The organism is Blattabacterium cuenoti (genome assembly GCF_014251775.1).
Classification (GTDB): domain Bacteria; phylum Bacteroidota; class Bacteroidia; order Flavobacteriales; family Blattabacteriaceae; genus Blattabacterium; species Blattabacterium cuenoti_H.
The window spans coordinates 89,192-108,106 of record NZ_CP059199.1 but is presented as its reverse complement, the minus strand read 5'-3'; the positions used below and the strand labels follow the sequence as shown (position 1 = coordinate 108,106).

Genomic DNA, 18,915 nt, shown 5'->3' with positions numbered 1-18,915 from the left:
ATCATGAATAAAATCAGCGTTAATACAGAGAATATTTTTCCTATTATTAAAAAATTTCTTTATTCGAATCAAGAAGTTTTTTTACGTGAATTAATTTCTAATGCTACAGATGCTATATTAAAATTGAAAACTATTTCTAGATTAAATAATCTAGAAAATATTAATAATAACTTTAAAATTAATATTTTACTAGATAAAAAAAATAAATCTATTCATATTATTGATAATGGAATTGGTATGAATAAAAAAGAAATAGAAAAATATATTAATCAAATAGCATTTTCTGGAGCAGAAGAATTTATTCAAAAATATAAAAATGATTCTTCATCCATAATTGGCCATTTTGGTTTAGGATTTTATTCATCTTTTATGGTGTCAGATAAAGTGATTATATTAACACAATCTTATCAAAAAGATAATCCTTCTATGTTATGGTCATGTTCTGGTACTACTGATTTCTTTATGAAAGAAATTGAAAAAAAAGATATAGGAACAGAAATAATTCTCTTTATTAGGAATGAAAATAAAGAATTTTTAGAATACGATTATATTTTAAAATTATTACAAAAATATTGTAAATTTATGCCAATTCCTATTTTCTTTTCTTCAAAAGAAAATAATAAAAATGAAAAAATTAATAATACTTTTCCTGCATGGAAAAAAAATCCAAATGATTTAAATGAAAAAGATTATTTAAACTTTCATAAAGAATTATATCCTAATCAATTAGATAATCCATTATTTTGGGTACATCTAAATATAGATCATCCATTTCGTTTAAACGGAATTTTATTTTTTCCTAAAATAGAAAAAAGAATTGATTTACAAAGAGAAAAAATCCATTTATATCAAAATCAAGTTTATATTACAGATGATTTACAAGGGATTGTCCCAGAATTCTTAAGTTTATTAATAGGAGTTATAGATTCACCAGATATTCCTCTTAATGTATCACGTTCGCATTTACAGTCGGATATATCAGTAAAAAATATATCTAAATACATAACAAGAAAAGTATCAGATAAACTTAACTTTTTATTTAAAGATAATAGAGAAAAATTTCAAAATAAATGGAATGATATAAAAATTATAGTAGAATATGGAATGATAAGTGATCAGAGATTCTTTGAAAGATCTATTAATTTTTTCTTATTCATGACGGTTGATGACGATTTTTTTACATTAGAAGAGTTTAAGAAAAAAATAAAAGAAAACCAATTAAATGAAGAAGGAAAAATAGTTTTTCTTTATTCTTCAGATAAAGAAAAGCAATTTAGTTCAATTAAAGAATCCAAAAACAGAAATTATAATGTTTTATTATTAAATAGCCCATTATCAGTTCATTTAATACAAAAATTAGAACAATTTTATAAAGAAATTATTTTTGTAAGAGTAGATTCCGATCATATCGATAAATTAATTGTTAAAAAAATAGAATTACCTGATAATATTAATCTTTCGGAAGATGAAAAAATTAATATTAAAAATTTTTTTTCTAATAAATCCATAGGAAATCACGAATTTTCAGTAAAATTAGAAAGCTTATCTAAAGAAGATCGTCCATTTATTATAGTTATACCTGAGTATTTGAGAAGGATAAACGAAATGAACTCTTTAGGATATGATTTAAAAAATCCTAATGAAAATAATAAGCATCAGTTAATAATAAATATAAATCATCCTTTAATAAAAAGAATTTTACAAATAAAATCTAAAGAAAAAAGAGAAGATATTATTAATAATGTGTTAAATTTAACTCTAATTTCTAATAATTTGCTTAGAGGAAAAGATTTAGATTTTTTTATATCTAAAAATTTTAAAAAATTATCTTTTGGAATTGATTTAGAATAAATTTTATATTTTTTTATTCAACTTTTTAAGTTTTATTATTGTAAATATTTTTTTGGTATATAAAGGAAAATCAGAATTTTGAATCCATCCATAATAATTAAGATCCTTTTTAAAAATTTCGTAAACTTTTTTTCCTTTATATTTACCAAAATTAAAAATTTCATTTCCATTTTCATCTATTTTAATGAATCCCGCTAAATCAGCTATATTTATTTGATGAGAAAATTTTTCTAGACTTTTAACGTCATCTTTTAAATTTTTATATTTATCTATCTGTGATAATAATATTTCATAAGTTGCGAAAACATCAGATTTAGAACTATGAGCGTTTTTAAGTTCTTTTTTACAATAATATTTATAAGCAGCAGATAAAGTTCTAGGTTCCATTTTATGAAAAATTACTTGAACATCTATAGTTTTATGTTTTTTTATATCAAATGATATTCCTGCTCTTAGCATTTCTTCTGCTAAAATTGGAATATCAAATCTATTAGAATTATATCCTGCTAAATCTGTATTTTCAATCATTCTAAAAATAGAATTTGCCACATATTTGAATGGTAATTTATCTATAACATCTTCATCTTTTATTCCATGAATAGCTGTAGATTGCGGTGGAATTGGCATTTCAGGATAAACTAACCATGTTTTATCTTCTTTTTTTTCGTTAGGAAATATTTTTAAAATAGATATTTCTATAATTCTATCTTTTCCTATATTTATTCCAGTTGCTTCTATATCAAAAAAACATATTGGACGGTTTAGTTTTAAATTCATTTAATTTTTTTTAAAAAATGGAAATTATTGTATAAAAAATTATCATACATGGTATGACCATCATATATTTATTAAGTATCAATAAATAAATTATTTAGTAAAAATATACATATTTCTTTAATTTTTATTCCATGAAATATATTTAAAATTAATAGATTAATATAAAAATAATTTTTTGAAATTTAAGAAATAATAATCAAATTATCTCATTGTATTAAAATTTATGTATGGATATACAACATACGAATAGTAAATGTAATAATATATTAGTAATTATTCGATATAATATTTTATTTAATTAAAAAAATAATAGAAAAATGATACGATTTTTTTATGAAATATATAATTTTAAATTATATAATGAGTTTTTTTTAAAAAAAAAATTCATTATATAACAAAAAATGAAAAAAAATGTATTGGTAATATTAATTATATTTTTTGTGACGATAATTATTTGCTATTGATGAATAATAAATATTTAAATAAAAATTATTATACAGATGTTATTGCATTCGATTTATCTTTAAAAGGATATATATCGGGAGATATTTTTATAAGCATCGATCGAGTTTTAGAAAATTCTTATAAGTATAATCAGTTTTTTCTATTTGAATTAGAACGTGTAATGATACATTCTATATTACATTTTTTAGGATATAATGATAAAAAAATAATGGATAAAATAATTATGAGAAAAAAAGAAAATTTCTATTTAAATTTATTTTAATTAACAATAATGTTTTTAAATATATATGATGTAATTGTAGTTGGTGGTGGACATGCCGGTTCAGAAGCTGCTGCAGCATCCGCAAATATTGGGAGCAATACTTTATTAATTACAAGTAATTTACAAACAATAGGTGTAATGTCATGTAATCCTGCTATGGGAGGAATTGCTAAAGGACAAATGATTAGAGAAATAGATGCTTTAGGGGGATATTCAGGAATAATTACCGATTATAGTAGCATACAATTTAGAATGTTAAATAAATCTAAAGGACCTGCTATGTGGAGTCCTAGATCTCAATGTGATAGAAAATTATTTTCATTTTTATGGAAAAGAACTTTACAAAAAATAAAAAAATTAGATTTATATCAAGATACAGTTACGTCTTTGATTATCAAAAAAAATCGAGTTTTAGGGGTAAAAACTTTTTTGGGAAAAGAAATAAAATCCAAGTCAGTTATTCTTACTAATGGCACATTTTTAAATGGAAAAATACATATTGGTAATAAAAAAATTAATGGAGGAAGAATAAAAGAAAAAGAAGTTAAAGGTATAACAGAACAATTAAATAAATATTTTGGATTAAAATATGGTAGAATGAAAACTGGGACATCTCCTAGAATAGATGGAAAGTCTATAAACTTCAATAAGTTTACTATTCAATATGGAGATAAAAATCCAGGAAATTTTTCATTTTTTAAAAAAAAAAAATTAAATAAACAACTGAAATGTTTTATAACATATACACCGGAAATAGTTTATAATTTAATTAAGAAAAATTTAGTTTATTCTCCTATATTTAATAAACATATTGAAGGAATTGGTCCAAGATATTGCCCTTCTATAGAAGAGAAAATTATTAGATTTCCTAATCAAAAAAGACATCCAATTTTTATAGAACCAGAAGGATTAAATACTACAGAAATGTATATAAATGGTTTTTCTACTTCTTTTTCTAAAGTGTTACAATATGATATTTTAAAAAAAATTTCTGGATTTGAAAAAGTAAATATTACTCAACCCGGATATGCTATTGAATATGATTATTTTTATCCAAATCAGTTAAAAAATACTTTAGAAAGTAATATAATAGAAAATCTTTTTTTTGCAGGACAAATTAATGGAACTACTGGATATGAAGAAGCAGCAGCACAAGGATTAATTTCAGGAATTAATGCATGTAGAAAAGTTTTTGATAAAGATCCAATTATTATTAAAAGAAATCAAGGATATATTGGTGTTTTAATAGATGATTTGGTAACAAAAGGAACAAAAGAACCATATAGAATGTTTACTTCTAGATCAGAATATAGAATGTTATTAAGACAAGACAATGCAGATGAAAGATTAAGCCATATCGGATACAGAATAGGATTAGTTTCAAATAAAAATATTAAAATAGTAGAAAATAAAAAATTAAAAGTAAAAAATTGTATATTTTTTTTTGAAAAAAATTATTTAACTCCTAACGAAATAAATCCTTTTTTATTGAAAAAAAAATCCTCTTTAATTGTTTCTAATAAAAAAATAGAAAGTATTTTATCACGTTCTGAAATAAGTATAGAAGATGTAAAAAATATTCCATTTATAATGAATGAAATCGATAAAAATGATTATTCTGATGAAATTTTAGAACAAGCTTTGATTAAAATTAAATACAAGGGATATATTCATAGAGAAATAGATAATGCAAAAAAATTATTAAGATTAGAAAAAATTAAAATTCCATATAATTTTAGTTATAAAAAAATTAATTCTCTTTCATTGGAAGCAAGAGAAAAATTATCTTTACATAAACCAATGTCATTAGCAGAAGCAGCAAAAATTAGTGGTGTTTCACCATCTGATTTAAATGTAATATTAATTTATATCAGAAAATAAATCGATTATTTATGATCCATTTGTGATTGTATTAAATTTTTATGATACACCATTTTTTCCATGGTTTTTTTTATTTTATAATGTGCCATTAATGAATTTTTATCAAAAAATGAAATCCATATAATAAAAAAAAAACTCATCCAAAAATATTTATTTTTAATTATTTTTTTTATCATTTGTTTTTATAAAAATATTTATTTTATATAATAAAAAACTTATTATCCAATATAAACTGAATAAAGACAAAAAAATAACACACCAAAATCCAGATAAGGACATTAATAAAAAAATTATTAAGATTAGAAAAAATTAAAATTCCATATAATTTTAGTTATAAAAAAATTAATTCTCTTTCATTGGAAGCAAGAGAAAAATTATCTTTACATAAACCAATGTCATTAGCAGAAGCAGCAAAAATTAGTGGTGTTTCACCATCTGATTTAAATGTAATATTAATTTATATCAGAAAATAAATCGATTATTTATGATCCATTTGTGATTGTATTAAATTTTTATGATACACCATTTTTTCCATGGTTTTTTTTATTTTATAATGTGCCATTAATGAATTTTTATCAAAAAATGAAATCCATATAATAAAAAAAAAACTCATCCAAAAATATTTATTTTTAATTATTTTTTTTATCATTTGTTTTTATAAAAATATTTATTTTATATAATAAAAAACTTATTATCCAATATAAACTGAATAAAGACAAAAAAATAACACACCAAAATCCAGATAAGGACATTAATAAAAAAATTAAAAATCCTATAAACTTAATGATCATTTTAAAATAATATACAAAATTTTAATTTATTAAAAAAGAATATATGAATAAAAATAAAAAAATTAAATATAGAGTAGAAAAAGATATACTAGGTGTAGTTAAAGTTCCAATAAATAAATATTGGGGTGCTCAAACAGAAAGATCAAGAAAAAATTTTAAAATTGGACCAGAAGGATCAATGCCAATTGAGATTATTTATGCTTTCGCTATACTAAAAAAAGCTGCAGCTATGACTAATTTTAATTTAAAAAAGTTATCTAAAAAGAAGCAAAAATTGATATCTATGGTATGTGATGAAATTATAGATGGTAAATTAGATAGTCAATTTCCATTAGTTATTTGGCAAACCGGATCTGGAACTCAAACAAATATGAACGTTAATGAAGTAATATCTAATAGATCTCATGTATTGATGGGGTATGAATTAGGATCAGGAAATTGTTTAATACATCCTAATGATGATGTTAATATGTCTCAATCATCTAATGATACATTTTCTACCGCTATGCACATTGCGGCATTTAAAATATTAAAAGATAAAACTATTCCATCAATAGAATTCTTAAAAAAATTATTAAAACATAAGTCTATTTTATTTAAAAATATTGTAAAAATAGGAAGAACTCATCTTATGGATGCTACTCCAATAACTTTAGGACAAGAATTTTCTGGTTATGCATCACAAATAAAACATGGTTTAATTTCTATTAAAAATACTTTAGATTACCTATCTGAATTATCTATAGGTGGGACTGCAGTAGGAACTGGATTAAATGCTCCTAAAGGATATGATATACAAGTAATTGATTATATTAAAAAATATACAGGAATTCCTTTTAGAGTTGCTAATAATAAATTTGAATTGATTGCTGCTCATGATGCTATAGTAGAATCACATGCATCTATTAAACAAATAGCAGTTTCTTTAATAAAAATATCCAATGATATTCGTTTATCAGCATCTGGTCCACGTTCTGGAATTGGTGAAATTTATTTACCAGAAAATGAACCAGGATCTTCTATTATGCCTGGAAAAATTAATCCTACTCAATGTGAGTCTATTAATATGGTTTGTACACAAATAATAGGAAATGATTTGATTATTTCAATGGCTGGATCTTCGGGAAATTATGAATTAAACGTTTGCAAACCATTAATTATAACTAAATTTTTAGAATCTACTAAATTACTTTCAGATAGTATTAATTCTTTTTCTTCACTTTGTGTTAAAGGTATCAAACCAAATTATAATAGAATTAAAGAATTATTATATAATTCTTTAATGTTAGTTACTGCATTAAACCCGCATATTGGATATGAAAAATCAGCAGAAATTGCAAGATCTGCTTATATCAATAATACTACTATAAAAGAAGAATCAATACGTTTAGGATATTTGACTGATAATGAATTTGAAAAGTTAGTAGATCCATCTAAAATGGTATAATTAATTTATGAAAATAATTCTTTAACGTTATTACTAGTAATAGTAGCAATTACCCTTTCTGGTAGAGAATAAATTTCTGACAATTTTTTTAAAATTATTAATATATTAGACGGTTCATTTCTTTTTCCTCGAAAAGGATGGGGTGATAAATATGGTGAATCAGTTTCTAATACTATATTTTTTATATCAATTTTTTTTAAAAATTTTTCTATATAATTATTTTTAAAAGTAATAATCCCTCCTATTCCTAATTTAAATCCTAATTTAATTATTTTTTTTGCTTGTTCAAGAGTACCAGAAAAACAATGGAAAATTCCTTTTATATAATAATTTTCCTTTTTTGATAAAATATTAAAAACGTAGTCAAATGCTTTTCTACAATGAATAACTATAGGAATTTTTTTGTGTATTGCCCATTTTATTTGAGTTTCAAAAACATATATTTGTTCATATAGAAAATTTTTATTGATATATAAATCTATACCTATTTCTCCTATACATATAAAATGATAATTATTTAACCATTTATTTATTTTATTCAGTTCCCCCTTAAAATTATCTGAATTGACATAATTAGGATGCAATCCAATCATGGCTTCACATAGATCATAATATTTATCTACCAATTTTATAATACCATAAATAGTTGAATGATTTATGCAAGGAATAAAAAATTTATTAATTCCCTGTTTAATCGATTTATTAATTACATGATCAATATCATTATGAAATTCTTTCATATATAAATGAGCATGGGTATCAATTATATTCATATACTATATTTACATATTTGATATTAATTTAAAAAAAATATATGAAAGCTTATTTATTTCCTGGTCAAGGAAGTCAATTTGTGGGGATGGGAGAAAAATTATATAAAAAAAGTACTTTAGCAAAAAAAATGTTTCATTTAGCTGATGAATTATTAGGATTTAAAATAACTTCCATTATGTTTAATGGAACTGATGATATTTTAAAACAAACTATAAATGCTCAATTATCAATATACATTTGTTCAGTTATAGAAACTAAATTATATGAAAATTTTAACCCCGATATGGTTGCTGGACTCTCTATAGGAGAGTTTTCTGCTTTAACAGCAATTAATGTTTTTTCTTTTGAAGATGGATTATATTTGGTTAATCAACGAGCATCTTTGATGCAGAAAATTTGTGAAAAAACTAAGGGAAATATGATCGTAATTATTGGGTTAAAAGATAAAATTATAGAAAATATTTGTAAAAATGAAATAGGAATCGTGGTTTTATCAAATTATATTGCTCCTAATCATTCCGTAATATCTGGAGAATTAAATTCTGTTAAAAGAGTATGTTCAATCTTAAAAAAGATAGGTGCTAAAAAAATAATTCGTATTCCTGTTTATGGAGCTTTTCACTCTCCAATTATGAAATCAGCTGAAGAAAAATTAAAGAATATTATAATGAAAGTTAATTTTAATCCACCTGTATGTCCTATTTATCAAAATTTTATTGGAAAATCCATTATTGATTCTAATGAAATAAAAAAAAATATTATAAAACAGATGGGAGCTCCGGTAAAATGGAAACAATCCATAAAAAATATGATTATTGATGGTGCTTCTAAATTCATAGAAATTGGTCCTGGAAAAAGTTTAGAAAAAATTGCTAAAATAATTTTTAAAGATTGTAATAAATAAAAATAAAGTATTAACTCACATAGTGATGATGTATCATTGTAAAAAAAAATATTTTTATAGTCATGGAAAATTACTATTAACAGGAGAGTACTTAATTTTATGTGGAGCTTTGGGGCTAGCTTTACCTACTATAAGGGGGCAATCATTGAATATTATTGAAGATAATAAAAAAAATACTTCTTCTATTTTGCATTGGAGAAGTTATGATAATTTTAATAAACTTTGGTTTGAAGGAGTATTTCAATTACCTTTTTTTAAAATTTTTCACGAAACAGAAAAAAAAACAGCTATTCGTTTAAGAAATTTATTAATAAAATCTAAAATTATTCAGAAAAAATTTTTATCCCAATCATTCAATATATATGTAAATACTTATTTACAATTTTCTAGAGATTGGGGATTAGGTAGTAGTTCAACTTTAATTAATAATATTGCAAAATGGGCACAAATTAATCCTTATTATTTATTAGGTAATGATTTTCCGGGAAGTGGATATGATATAGCTTGTGTTTCCACATCAAAACCTATAATATATAGAATTGTAAAAAAAAATCCTTGTTTTATTCCTATAAAATTTAATCCACCTTTTAAAGACAAACTTTTTTTTCTACATCTAAATAAAAAAAAAAATACTATTAATGGAATAAGATTTTTTTATTCGAAAAAAAATATTCTTAATAATAAAATTATAGATTCTATTTCTTCTATAACATTAGAAATTTTATGTTGTAAAACATTAAAAAAATTTGAAGAATTATTACTAAAGCATGAAATGATTATATCAAAAATATTAAATTTACCTACTATTAAAGAGTTGTATTTTCCCGATTATTTAGGAATGGTAAAAAGTTTAGGAACTTGGGGGGGGGATTTTGTACTAATAAGTTTTAGAAAAGGTATGAAAAAATATTTTTCTAAAAAAGGATTCAATACCCTTATTGCATTTGATAAAATGATTTTTTAACTGTAGATCTTTGTATATATTTATAAAAATATTTAAAATATTATGTGTAGTATTATTAATCTTGATATAGATGGATGTATTCATAAATTACCATTAGTTTGTGGAACTTTTGATAAAGCTATTGATATTTCTAAATTAAGAGAAAATACTAGATTCATTACATTTGATCCTGGACTAAAAAATACAGCGTTTACTAAAAGTTCTATTAGTTTTATAAATGGAGAAAATGGTGAACTTTTATATAGAGGATATCCTATTGATGAATTAGTTAAAAAATGTTCATTTATAGAAACAAGTTATCTGATTTTAAATGGTGAGTTACCTAATAAAAAACAATTAAAATTTTTTTCAAAAAAAATTACAAAATATATTGTTCTTAATAAAGAAATTTATGGAATATTAAATAGATTTCCAGAATCATATCACCCAATGGGAATTTTATCTTCTTTTACAAATATTTTATTTGCATTTATAAATGATGATACATCTTCAGAAAAAGAAGAAGATTTATATTTTCATTTATTAGCAAAAATTCCTATGTTAGCTGCTTTAATTTATAGAAAAAAAAAAGGATTACCTTTTTTTAAGGATTATCCTACTTTAAAATATAATAATTATACATATAATTTATTAAAAATGTTTTTTTCTGTTCCTGACAGACCTTATTCAATTAACTCTTTAATAATAGATTCTTTAGATAAATTATTAACTCTTCATATCGATCATGAACAAAATTGTTCTACCACTACTGTACGTTTATTAGCATCTGTTCGTTCCAATTTATTTTCTTCTATTACTGCTGGAATTAATGCTTTATGGGGAAAGTTACATGGAGGTGCTAATCAAGCAGTAATAGAAATGCTAGAAATTATTTTAAAAGATGGAGGAAATGTAAAAAAATGGATAAATAAAGCAAAAAATAAGAAAGATCCGTTTCGATTAATGGGATTTGGACATAGAATTTATAAAAATTTTGATCCTAGATCCAAAATAGCTAAATGTTTAGCAGAATATTTAATACTAAAATTAAATATTTCTGATCCAATTCTAGAATTGGCAAAAGAATTAGAAAAACATGCGCTTAAAGATTCATATTTTTTCGATAAAAAAATTTATCCTAATATTGATTTTTATTCTGGAATTATTTATCAAGCTATTGGAATTCCAAAAGATATGTTTACTGTTATGTTTGTTTTAGGGCGACTACCTGGATGGATAGCTCATTGGAAAGAAATAAAAAATAATATTGATCCAATAGGTCGACCTAGACAAATATATATAGGATCTAAAAAAAGATATATATCATAAAAATAGTATGGACGAAGGGATTCGAACCCTCATGCTAAAAGCATCAGATCCTAATTCTGACGTGTATACCAGTTCCACCACGTCCACTTTTTTTTTAGATACCATTATATTTCTTATAATATAATAAACTATTATATTATGTAATAAATTTTTTTATTTCTTTTTATTTTTAATTCAAATCTAATTTTTTTGCGAGTTATTATAGTTAATCCTAATTCATTTGGAGGAAATACTTTATGTTTTGCTTTATCAATTTCCATTTTTTTTTTTAAATATTTATATAATTTTTTTTTTTGAAAACAAAATGGCATATCTATAAAATCTACTATAATTATTCCTCCAATATTTCTTAATATGATTTGTCTTACAATTTCTATTATTGCTAATAAATTTATTTTGAATATATTTTCTATTTTATCTAATATGGAAAAATGTTTTTCCATATTATCAATTATTCCACTATTTATATCAATAGAATGTAATGCTTCAGTATGTTCTATTATTAAATATCCTCCATTATCAATAGGTATTATTTTTCCTAAAAATAGTTGTATTTGTTGTTCAACTCCATATTTTTCAAATATTGGAATACAACCTTTATAATATTTTATTATATTTTTTTTTGAAGGAAAAATAATAGAAATATAGTAATAAATTTCCTTACAAAGTTTTCTACTATTACAATAAATTTGTTTAAAATCATTATTTCTTAATAAAGAATAAATTTTATTAAGTTCTCCGAAAATTTTATAAGGATATTTTTTAAATTTAATATTGACTAATATATTTTTCCATTTTTTTATTAAAAATAATAATTCATTATTTAATGAAATATATGTTTGAAACATTGCAGATGTTCTAATAATAAATCCAGTTTGATTGAAATTATTCATATAATAAATGAATCTTTTTCTTTCATTTGTATTTTTTATTTTTTTAGATATATATTTTTTATTAGAAAAAGGAGTAAAAATTATATTTTTTCCTATAAAACAAATTTTTGTAGTAAGTTTTGGCCCCTTATTGGATCCGGATTCTTTTGATATTTGTACTAAAACCTTTTGTCCAATACTAAATATTTTTTTTATTTCTTTCTCTTTATAATTTTTTATGAAAAAAGATCTATAAAGTAAATAATTTTCTTCATCATTCCCTTCATCTACAAAATCTTCATCATTCCCTTCATCTACAAAATCTTCATCATTCCCTTCATCTACAAAATCTTCATCATTCCCTTCATCTACAAAATCTTCATCATTCCCTTCATCTACAAAATCTTCATCATTTTTATTAATTAAACAGTAATTTTTTACAAATTCTAAATTTATATCATTGTAATGTAAAAACCCCCCTTTATCATGACCTATATCCAAAATAATAGCATTTAATGCAGGTAAAATTTTATAAACAGTTCCTAAATAAATATCTCCTAAAGAAAATCTAGAATTAAATAATTCTTTATGAATTTCATATAAAATTCCTCTTTTTAAAATAGCGATCCCTATCTCTTTTTCTTCTACGTTTAAAATTAATTCTTTATATTTATTATCATGCATAATGCATATATTATACATATATATAATACATAAATAACATATACATTAATTATATTATACATGATAATATAATTTACAATTAACAAAATAAAAGGAAAACAGTATTGATAATATCAGTAGGATTAAATTAATTATTTTTTCTTTTTATGTCTATTTTTTCTATTTCTTTTTTTTCTTTTGTGAGTAGCGATTTTTTTTCGTTTTCTTTTTTTTCCGTTTGGCATATTTTTTACCTTTTTTTTCCCTATTTATGAATTATTTTTTTATGGGAACATTTTTTTTTACCATTTCAGTAAAAGATTTTGAAGGTTTAAAGGCAGGAACATTATGTGCAGGGATTACAATAGATCTATTTTTAGATATATGACGACCTAGTTTTTTCGCTCTATATTTAACAATAAAAGATCCAAATCCTCTTAAATAAACATTTTCACCTTTGTTGAGGCTTTGTTTAATTTTCTTCATAAAAGATTCTATAATATTTTGGGTATCAACCTTATCCAATCCAGTTTCTGATATTATTTCTGTTATTATATCTGCTTTTGTCATGTTAAATCATTAATATCAAACAACAAAGTTAATTTAGGTATTAAAAATAAAATACATTTGATCTTTTAAAGATAACTATTTTTTTTCTAAAAATTTTTTTTAAATAAAATTATATTGTATGAATTTTTCTAAAAAAATAATTAATTGGTACAAAAAAAATGGGAGAAAACTTCCTTGGAGGAATACTAATGATCCTTATTATATATTAGTTTCAGAATTTATGTTACAACAAACAAAGATTTCACAAGTATTAAAATATTATTTAAAATTTATCAACAAATTTTCTAGTATTAATGATTTAGCTAAGTCCAAAGAGGAAGAAGTATTAAAAGAATGGGAAGGATTAGGATATTATTCTAGAGCTAGAAATTTATTAAATTTTGCAAAAAATATTGTTAATATTGGTTTTCCAAATAAATATGAAGATTTAATAAAATACAAAGGAATAGGGTCGTATATAGCTGGAGCAGTTTCTTCAATATGTTTTAATGAAATCGTTCCTGCTATTGATGGGAATGCATATAGATTTTTTTCTAGATATTTAGGTATATATAAAAATGCATATTTTTTTAAATCCAAAAAATTTACAAAACTGGTCATCAATATTATGGATCATAATTATCCTGGAATTTTTAATCAAGCTGTAATGGATATTGGATCAACATTATGTACTCCCAGAAAATATAAATGTTCATTATGTCCAGTTTCCAATAATTGTTTTTCTAAAAAAAATAATAAAATTTATCAACTACCATTGAAAATGAATAAAATGATAAAAAATAAATCATGTAAATTTTTTTATTATTTTTTTATAAATTTTCAAAAAAAATTTTTCATTAAAAAAAGATCTATTGATAATAATATTTGGAAAAATCTATATGATTTTCCGGGAATAGAATCGAATAAATATTTAAATTTTAATGATAAAATTTCTATAAATATAAATGATATTAGTATTAAAATTCATGGAGATTTTTTTGAAAAAAAATACAATATTAGTAATAAGATAATTTTTGTAAAAATTTACAATTGCGAAATTTTTAAACATAATACAGAAAGTATTTTTCATAAAAAAAATATACTTATTTCTTCAAAAGAAATAATAAAATATCCATTTCCAAAACCTATATTATTTTTCTTCAAGTATAAAAAAATAATTTAATTTTAAATAAAAAAATATATAAATATTGGGAAAAGAATCTTCTACGAATTTTTTTTTAAAAAGTGATTTATGTTTGTTTATAAACATATTATTGATATTAATGTTATTATTATTTTCTTCTTTAATTTCTGGTTCAGAAACTTCATTCTCCAGACTTGAAGAAAAAATTGGTGATAATAATAAAAAAAAATTTTTACTAAGAAAAATTATCAAAAAAAAGAAAAAAATTTTAGCTACAATATTAATTTATAATAATTTTTCTAATATTGGAATTATTATCATAACATCTTTTATAATTAGAAATTATATTAAAAATCAATATTTTTTGATTTATCATAGAATATGTTTATCCATTAATTTCATTATGGAAATTATATTTATTACTTTTATTTTATTATTATTCGGAGAAATAATTCCTAAAATTTATGCTAATAAAAATAGTTTTAGTTTTTCTATTTTTATGTCAAAACCAATAATTATTCTTGAAAAAATACTTAGTCCAATTAGCAAAATAATGATTATCATTTCAGAATTTTTTGAAAAAAAATTGGAAAAAGAAAATATATCTGTTGATCAATTATCTAAAGCATTAAAAATAACTTTAAATCATAAAAATGTTAAAGAACGTAAATTTTTACAAAGAATTGTAAATTTTGGTAACACTGAAATTCATCAAATTATGACTCCTAGAATTGATATGTTTGCTTTAAATAAAAAAATTAGTTTTATAGATGTTTTAAAATTGGTTCGTTATCATAGTTATTCTAGAATACCTATTTATAAAAATAGTATTGATGATATAGAAGGAATTTTATTTGCTAAAGATTTATTACCATTTATATATAATGATAAATTTTCATGGAATAAGTTAATTCATCCACCTTTTTTTGTACCGGGTAAAAAAAAAATAGATGACTTATTAAATGATTTTCAAAAAAAAAAAATTCATTTAGCTATTGTGGTAGATGAATATGGGGGGACTTGTGGGTTGGTAACTCTTGAAGACGTAGTTGAAGAAATAATAGGAGATATTATAGACGAATTTGATGATGAAAATTTATGTTATTCAAAATTAAGTAAAAATAATTATTTATTTGATGGAAAAACATCTTTAATTAATTTTTATCGTATTATGGATGTAAAAGAAGAAGTTTTTTTTGAAAAAAAAAAAGGTAAAGCAGATACTTTAGCAGGTTTTATAATGGAAATTAACCAAGATTATCCTAAAAATAAACAAAAAATAAATTTCTTAAATTATTCTTTTATTATACAAAGCATTGATGATAAAAGAATAAAAACTATAGAAGTTATAAAAAAAAGATTTTTAATTTAAAAATTAATATAGTGATAACTACTAATAAAAAAAATATTCTATTTTTTTGTTTATCATTAATAATGATATTTTTTATTTATTTTTTTTCTAAAAAATTTTTCATAGACTTATCAAAAAAATCAATTGAAGAATTAAATCTTGCAGAAGAATATTTATACCAGGGTATGTTTAATAAGGCCTTAAACAAGGATAAAATAGAATCGAATAACTTAGGTTTTTTAGGAATATACTATAAGTATCCTTTTACTAGTTCTGGTAACATATCTAAATTTTATGCAGGAATTTGTTATTATAAATTAGAAGATTATGAAAATTGTATAAACATTTTAGATAAATTTAATTCAAAAGAAGATATTTTATCTTCTATAAAATATGGAATAATAGGAGATGCTTATTCACAAATGAATAATAAAGAAAAATCATTAGAAAATTATATTAAAGCTTCTGCTTATAGCAATATTACTACACCACTTTATTATTACAAAATAGCTATAATATATTTATCATTAAATAAATATAAAGAATCTAAATTTTTTTTAGAAAAAATAGAAAATAAATATCCTTTTTTTTTATATAAAGATAATGTAGAAAAATATATTACATTTACTGAAAATAAGTTACGAAATGAAATATAAAAACGTATCTTATTCGTTAGAATTAGATAAAGAAAAAATAAAAAATGCTAATTTTAAAATAGCAATTATTGTATCTCTATGGAATAGATTTATTACTGATAGATTATATGATGGTTCATATAAAACTTTAATTAAATTTGGAATTTCGGAAAAAAGCATAAAAACTTGGAAAGTTCCTGGAAGTTATGAATTGATTTTTTCATCTAAAGAAATAGCTAATTCTTATGATTTTGATTCTATTATTACAATAGGGTCTTTAATTAAAGGAGATACTTATCATTTTAAGTATTTATGTCAATCTATATCACAAGGAATAAAAGATGTTAATATAAAATATAGTATTCCGATTATATTTTGTGTATTAATGGATAAAAATAAACAACAGTCTATTGATCGTTCAGGAGGAAAAAATGGAAATAAGGGGATAGAATGCGCAAAGACTGCTATATATATGTCTTTTTTTAAAAGATCTATCATAGAATAATGAATAAAATAAAAATTTTATCTAAATATATAGTCAACCAAATAGCTGCAGGAGAAGTAATAGAAAGACCTTCTTCAGTTTTAAGAGAACTGTTAGAGAATTCAATAGATGCGAATGCAAAAAATATTGATATTTTCATAAAAGATTCAGGAAAAACACTGATTCAATTAGTAGATGACGGTGATGGAATGAATATTAATGATGCTAAAATTAGCATAAAAAAATATGCAACGTCAAAAATAAAAAATATTGAAGATATTTATAATATTAGTACAAAAGGATTCAGAGGTGAAGCTTTAGCCGCAATATCTTTAATTTCTCAATTAGAAATACAAACTAAAGATAAAAATAGTGCATTAGGAATTCATTTGTTTATAGAAAATGGAAAAATAAATAAAGAAATTCCATTATATATGATGAAAGGGACTAGAGTCTCCGTAAAAAATATATTTCATGGATTTCCCGCAAGAAGAGCTTACCTTAGATCTTCTCAAATAGAATTTCGAAATATTGTAAATGAATTTTATAAAATTATATTATCACATAGAAATATTAAATATAGATTTTATCATAATGATAAAATCTATTTTTTTATTGATAAAAATATTTCATTAAAAGAAAGAATAACTAAAATATTCAATTTTAAAAAAAATAATTTTAAATCTATTTTTATTAAAAAAGATAAATTTTTTATAAATGTAATTTTTAATATTCCTAATAGATTTTCATATAAAAAAGGAATACAATTAATAATTGTAAACAAAAGAAGTATAAAAAATTATTTTTTGCATAAAAAAATTGTTTCTGCATATAATAGATTTTTTAAAAATTTTCATACTATTTCTTATTTTGTTTTTATTGAAATTGATCCTAAATTAGTTAACTGGAATATTCATCCTGCTAAAAAAGAAGTTCAAATAGAAGAAGAAAATAATATAGGAAATATAATTCACAAAAACATAAAAACCCTATTATTAGATCAGTATTTTGTAACAAAAGAAGAACTATATAATAAAAATATTGAATATTTATCTGTATCAGAAAAGAATAAAGATTACAATTTTTTAATTAAAAAAAAATCGTCAAAAGATGAAATAAATCAATTAGAAAATTTATTGAAAAATGCAATAAATAAATCTAATAGAGAAAATGATATTTTAAATTTTTATCAAAAAAAAAATTTCAAAAATATTTTTCAAATTAACAATAAATATATAATTGTTATTAACAATGATAATTGTTTATTAATAGATCAATATAGAGCATATAAAAATATTTTATTTGAATCTTTTTTTAAAAGAAAAATCGAAACAGCTAAAATTAGCTATCCAATAGAAATAAAATTTCTACAAAAAAAAGAAAAAATTATTATTTACGATATAATAAAATACTTAAAAAGTATGGGATTTTATTTATATGATTGTAATCAAAAGATATATTTATATTCTTTTCCTAAAAAATTAACAAAATACATTTCAATTAAAGTTGTTAAAAATATTTTTTGTAAGTATAATGAAAATAATAATAAAGAAAAAATTTTTATTAATTCTATATTTCAATTTTCTTCTATCAAATATGGAGTTAAACTATGCAAAAAAAAAATGAATAGTTTAGTAAAAGAACTTTTTTTTTGTGAAAATCCAAATTATACTTATACATCAGGAAGTCAAATTTTATTTATTATTAATAAAGATTTTTTTGAAAAAATTTTTGAATAGTGAATTTTTATTATATTAAATTTAATTTTAATTTATATACTGTAAAATATTTAA

The 18,915-nt window shown here is 21.3% G+C and carries 19 protein-coding genes and 1 tRNA gene; 13 read left to right on the top strand and 7 right to left on the bottom strand.

Features of this window, described 5'->3' with window-relative positions:
• Positions 1–3: 3 nt before the first annotated feature.
• A complete protein-coding gene (htpG, locus tag H0H58_RS00495) occupies positions 4–1,851 on the top strand; it encodes a molecular chaperone HtpG (protein WP_185865101.1) in 1,848 nt (615 codons plus the stop codon).
• A gap of 3 nt (positions 1,852–1,854) precedes the next feature.
• Here htpG and H0H58_RS00490 read toward each other — a convergent pair whose 3' ends face one another.
• Complete coding sequence (locus H0H58_RS00490; RefSeq protein ID WP_185865100.1) at positions 1,855–2,628, bottom strand: 3'-5' exonuclease; 774 nt, start codon at positions 2,626–2,628, stop codon at positions 1,855–1,857.
• Between the two features lie 382 nt (positions 2,629–3,010).
• Here H0H58_RS00490 and ybeY point away from each other — a divergent pair, with 382 nt between their 5' ends.
• Together ybeY and mnmG are read left to right on the top strand one after the other, a co-directional pair.
• Positions 3,011–3,355, top strand: coding sequence for an rRNA maturation RNase YbeY (ybeY, locus tag H0H58_RS00485; protein WP_317168436.1), 345 nt, complete (start codon positions 3,011–3,013; stop codon positions 3,353–3,355).
• A gap of 9 nt (positions 3,356–3,364) precedes the next feature.
• Positions 3,365–5,236 (top strand): tRNA uridine-5-carboxymethylaminomethyl(34) synthesis enzyme MnmG, encoded by a 1,872-nt coding sequence (mnmG, locus tag H0H58_RS00480; protein WP_185865099.1) that lies wholly within the window; start codon positions 3,365–3,367, stop codon positions 5,234–5,236.
• 5 nt (positions 5,237–5,241) lie between these two features.
• Here mnmG and H0H58_RS00475 read toward each other — a convergent pair whose 3' ends face one another.
• Complete coding sequence (locus H0H58_RS00475) at positions 5,242–5,412, bottom strand: hypothetical protein (protein ID WP_185865098.1); 171 nt, start codon at positions 5,410–5,412, stop codon at positions 5,242–5,244.
• Positions 5,413–5,499: 87 nt separating this feature from the next.
• Here H0H58_RS00475 and H0H58_RS00470 point away from each other — a divergent pair, with 87 nt between their 5' ends.
• Positions 5,500–5,709 (top strand): hypothetical protein, encoded by a 210-nt coding sequence (locus H0H58_RS00470; RefSeq protein WP_185865267.1) that lies wholly within the window; start codon positions 5,500–5,502, stop codon positions 5,707–5,709.
• Between the two features lie 5 nt (positions 5,710–5,714).
• Here the strand turns inward: H0H58_RS00470 and H0H58_RS00465 are convergent, their stop codons facing one another.
• Positions 5,715–5,885: a hypothetical protein gene (locus H0H58_RS00465; RefSeq protein ID WP_185865098.1), complete on the bottom strand. Its 171-nt coding sequence runs from the start codon at positions 5,883–5,885 to the stop codon at positions 5,715–5,717.
• 185 nt (positions 5,886–6,070) lie between these two features.
• Between H0H58_RS00465 and fumC the strand changes: the two genes are divergently transcribed.
• Positions 6,071–7,474 (top strand): class II fumarate hydratase, encoded by a 1,404-nt coding sequence (gene fumC / locus H0H58_RS00460; RefSeq protein WP_394798742.1) that lies wholly within the window; start codon positions 6,071–6,073, stop codon positions 7,472–7,474.
• A gap of 5 nt (positions 7,475–7,479) precedes the next feature.
• Here the strand turns inward: fumC and H0H58_RS00455 are convergent, their stop codons facing one another.
• A complete protein-coding gene (locus H0H58_RS00455) occupies positions 7,480–8,247 on the bottom strand; it encodes a TatD family hydrolase (protein ID WP_185865097.1) in 768 nt (255 codons plus the stop codon).
• Between the two features lie 41 nt (positions 8,248–8,288).
• On the opposite strand from H0H58_RS00455, the gene fabD reads away from it, so the two are divergent.
• The 3 genes from fabD to H0H58_RS00440 are packed head-to-tail and all read left to right on the top strand — an operon-like array spanning position 8,289 to position 11,424.
• Positions 8,289–9,152 carry an ACP S-malonyltransferase gene (fabD, locus tag H0H58_RS00450; protein WP_185865096.1) on the top strand — a complete coding sequence of 288 codons (864 nt, stop codon included), beginning with the start codon at positions 8,289–8,291 and terminating at the stop codon, positions 9,150–9,152.
• A 25-nt stretch (positions 9,153–9,177) separates the two neighbouring features.
• Positions 9,178–10,116 (top strand): GYDIA family GHMP kinase, encoded by a 939-nt coding sequence (locus H0H58_RS00445; RefSeq protein WP_185865095.1) that lies wholly within the window; start codon positions 9,178–9,180, stop codon positions 10,114–10,116.
• Between the two features lie 42 nt (positions 10,117–10,158).
• Complete coding sequence (locus H0H58_RS00440; RefSeq protein WP_185865094.1) at positions 10,159–11,424, top strand: citrate synthase; 1,266 nt, start codon at positions 10,159–10,161, stop codon at positions 11,422–11,424.
• 6 nt (positions 11,425–11,430) lie between these two features.
• On the opposite strand, the gene H0H58_RS00435 is transcribed toward H0H58_RS00440, so the two are convergent.
• The 3 genes from H0H58_RS00435 to H0H58_RS00425 form a co-directional block, all read right to left on the bottom strand.
• A tRNA-Leu gene (locus H0H58_RS00435) sits at positions 11,431–11,511 on the bottom strand.
• A 44-nt stretch (positions 11,512–11,555) separates the two neighbouring features.
• Positions 11,556–12,980, bottom strand: a complete 1,425-nt coding sequence (locus H0H58_RS00430; protein WP_185865093.1) for a ribonuclease E/G — start codon at positions 12,978–12,980, stop codon at positions 11,556–11,558.
• Positions 12,981–13,235: 255 nt separating this feature from the next.
• On the bottom strand, positions 13,236–13,529 hold the full coding sequence (locus H0H58_RS00425; protein ID WP_185865092.1) for an HU family DNA-binding protein: 294 nt from the start codon (positions 13,527–13,529) through the stop codon (positions 13,236–13,238).
• Between the two features lie 118 nt (positions 13,530–13,647).
• On the opposite strand from H0H58_RS00425, the gene H0H58_RS00420 reads away from it, so the two are divergent.
• The 5 genes from H0H58_RS00420 to mutL all read left to right on the top strand — a co-directional run bounded on the left by H0H58_RS00420 (position 13,648) and on the right by mutL (position 18,861).
• On the top strand, positions 13,648–14,691 hold the full coding sequence (locus H0H58_RS00420; RefSeq protein ID WP_185865091.1) for an A/G-specific adenine glycosylase: 1,044 nt from the start codon (positions 13,648–13,650) through the stop codon (positions 14,689–14,691).
• A 100-nt stretch (positions 14,692–14,791) separates the two neighbouring features.
• A complete protein-coding gene (gene gldE / locus H0H58_RS00415; RefSeq protein WP_317168430.1) occupies positions 14,792–16,024 on the top strand; it encodes a gliding motility-associated protein GldE in 1,233 nt (410 codons plus the stop codon).
• 62 nt (positions 16,025–16,086) lie between these two features.
• A complete protein-coding gene (locus H0H58_RS00410; protein WP_238785152.1) occupies positions 16,087–16,659 on the top strand; it encodes a tetratricopeptide repeat protein in 573 nt (190 codons plus the stop codon).
• Positions 16,649–17,143 carry a 6,7-dimethyl-8-ribityllumazine synthase gene (gene ribH, locus H0H58_RS00405; RefSeq protein WP_185865089.1) on the top strand — a complete coding sequence of 165 codons (495 nt, stop codon included), beginning with the start codon at positions 16,649–16,651 and terminating at the stop codon, positions 17,141–17,143. Before H0H58_RS00410 ends, ribH begins: the two co-directional genes overlap by 11 nt.
• Entirely contained in the window at positions 17,143–18,861 is a 1,719-nt protein-coding gene (mutL, locus tag H0H58_RS00400) for a DNA mismatch repair endonuclease MutL (protein WP_238785151.1), read from the top strand. Before ribH ends, mutL begins: the two co-directional genes overlap by 1 nt.
• Positions 18,862–18,915 lie beyond the last annotated feature (54 nt).

Coding starts and splice junctions, on each gene's coding strand:
- htpG (WP_185865101.1), top strand. CDS start 4: ATGAATAAAATCAGCGTTAATACAGAGAATATTTTTCCTATTATTAAA.
- H0H58_RS00490 (WP_185865100.1), bottom strand. CDS start 2,628: ATGAATTTAAAACTAAACCGTCCAATATGTTTTTTTGATATAGAAGCA.
- mnmG (WP_185865099.1), top strand. CDS start 3,365: ATGTTTTTAAATATATATGATGTAATTGTAGTTGGTGGTGGACATGCC.
- H0H58_RS00475 (WP_185865098.1), bottom strand. CDS start 5,412: ATGATAAAAAAAATAATTAAAAATAAATATTTTTGGATGAGTTTTTTT.
- H0H58_RS00465 (WP_185865098.1), bottom strand. CDS start 5,885: ATGATAAAAAAAATAATTAAAAATAAATATTTTTGGATGAGTTTTTTT.
- fumC (WP_394798742.1), top strand. CDS start 6,071: ATGAATAAAAATAAAAAAATTAAATATAGAGTAGAAAAAGATATACTA.
- H0H58_RS00455 (WP_185865097.1), bottom strand. CDS start 8,247: ATGAATATAATTGATACCCATGCTCATTTATATATGAAAGAATTTCAT.
- fabD (WP_185865096.1), top strand. CDS start 8,289: ATGAAAGCTTATTTATTTCCTGGTCAAGGAAGTCAATTTGTGGGGATG.
- H0H58_RS00445 (WP_185865095.1), top strand. CDS start 9,178: ATGATGTATCATTGTAAAAAAAAATATTTTTATAGTCATGGAAAATTA.
- H0H58_RS00440 (WP_185865094.1), top strand. CDS start 10,159: ATGTGTAGTATTATTAATCTTGATATAGATGGATGTATTCATAAATTA.
- H0H58_RS00430 (WP_185865093.1), bottom strand. CDS start 12,980: ATGCATGATAATAAATATAAAGAATTAATTTTAAACGTAGAAGAAAAA.
- H0H58_RS00425 (WP_185865092.1), bottom strand. CDS start 13,529: ATGACAAAAGCAGATATAATAACAGAAATAATATCAGAAACTGGATTG.
- H0H58_RS00420 (WP_185865091.1), top strand. CDS start 13,648: ATGAATTTTTCTAAAAAAATAATTAATTGGTACAAAAAAAATGGGAGA.
- gldE (WP_317168430.1), top strand. CDS start 14,792: ATGTTATTATTATTTTCTTCTTTAATTTCTGGTTCAGAAACTTCATTC.
- H0H58_RS00410 (WP_238785152.1), top strand. CDS start 16,087: ATGATATTTTTTATTTATTTTTTTTCTAAAAAATTTTTCATAGACTTA.
- ribH (WP_185865089.1), top strand. CDS start 16,649: ATGAAATATAAAAACGTATCTTATTCGTTAGAATTAGATAAAGAAAAA.
- mutL (WP_238785151.1), top strand. CDS start 17,143: ATGAATAAAATAAAAATTTTATCTAAATATATAGTCAACCAAATAGCT.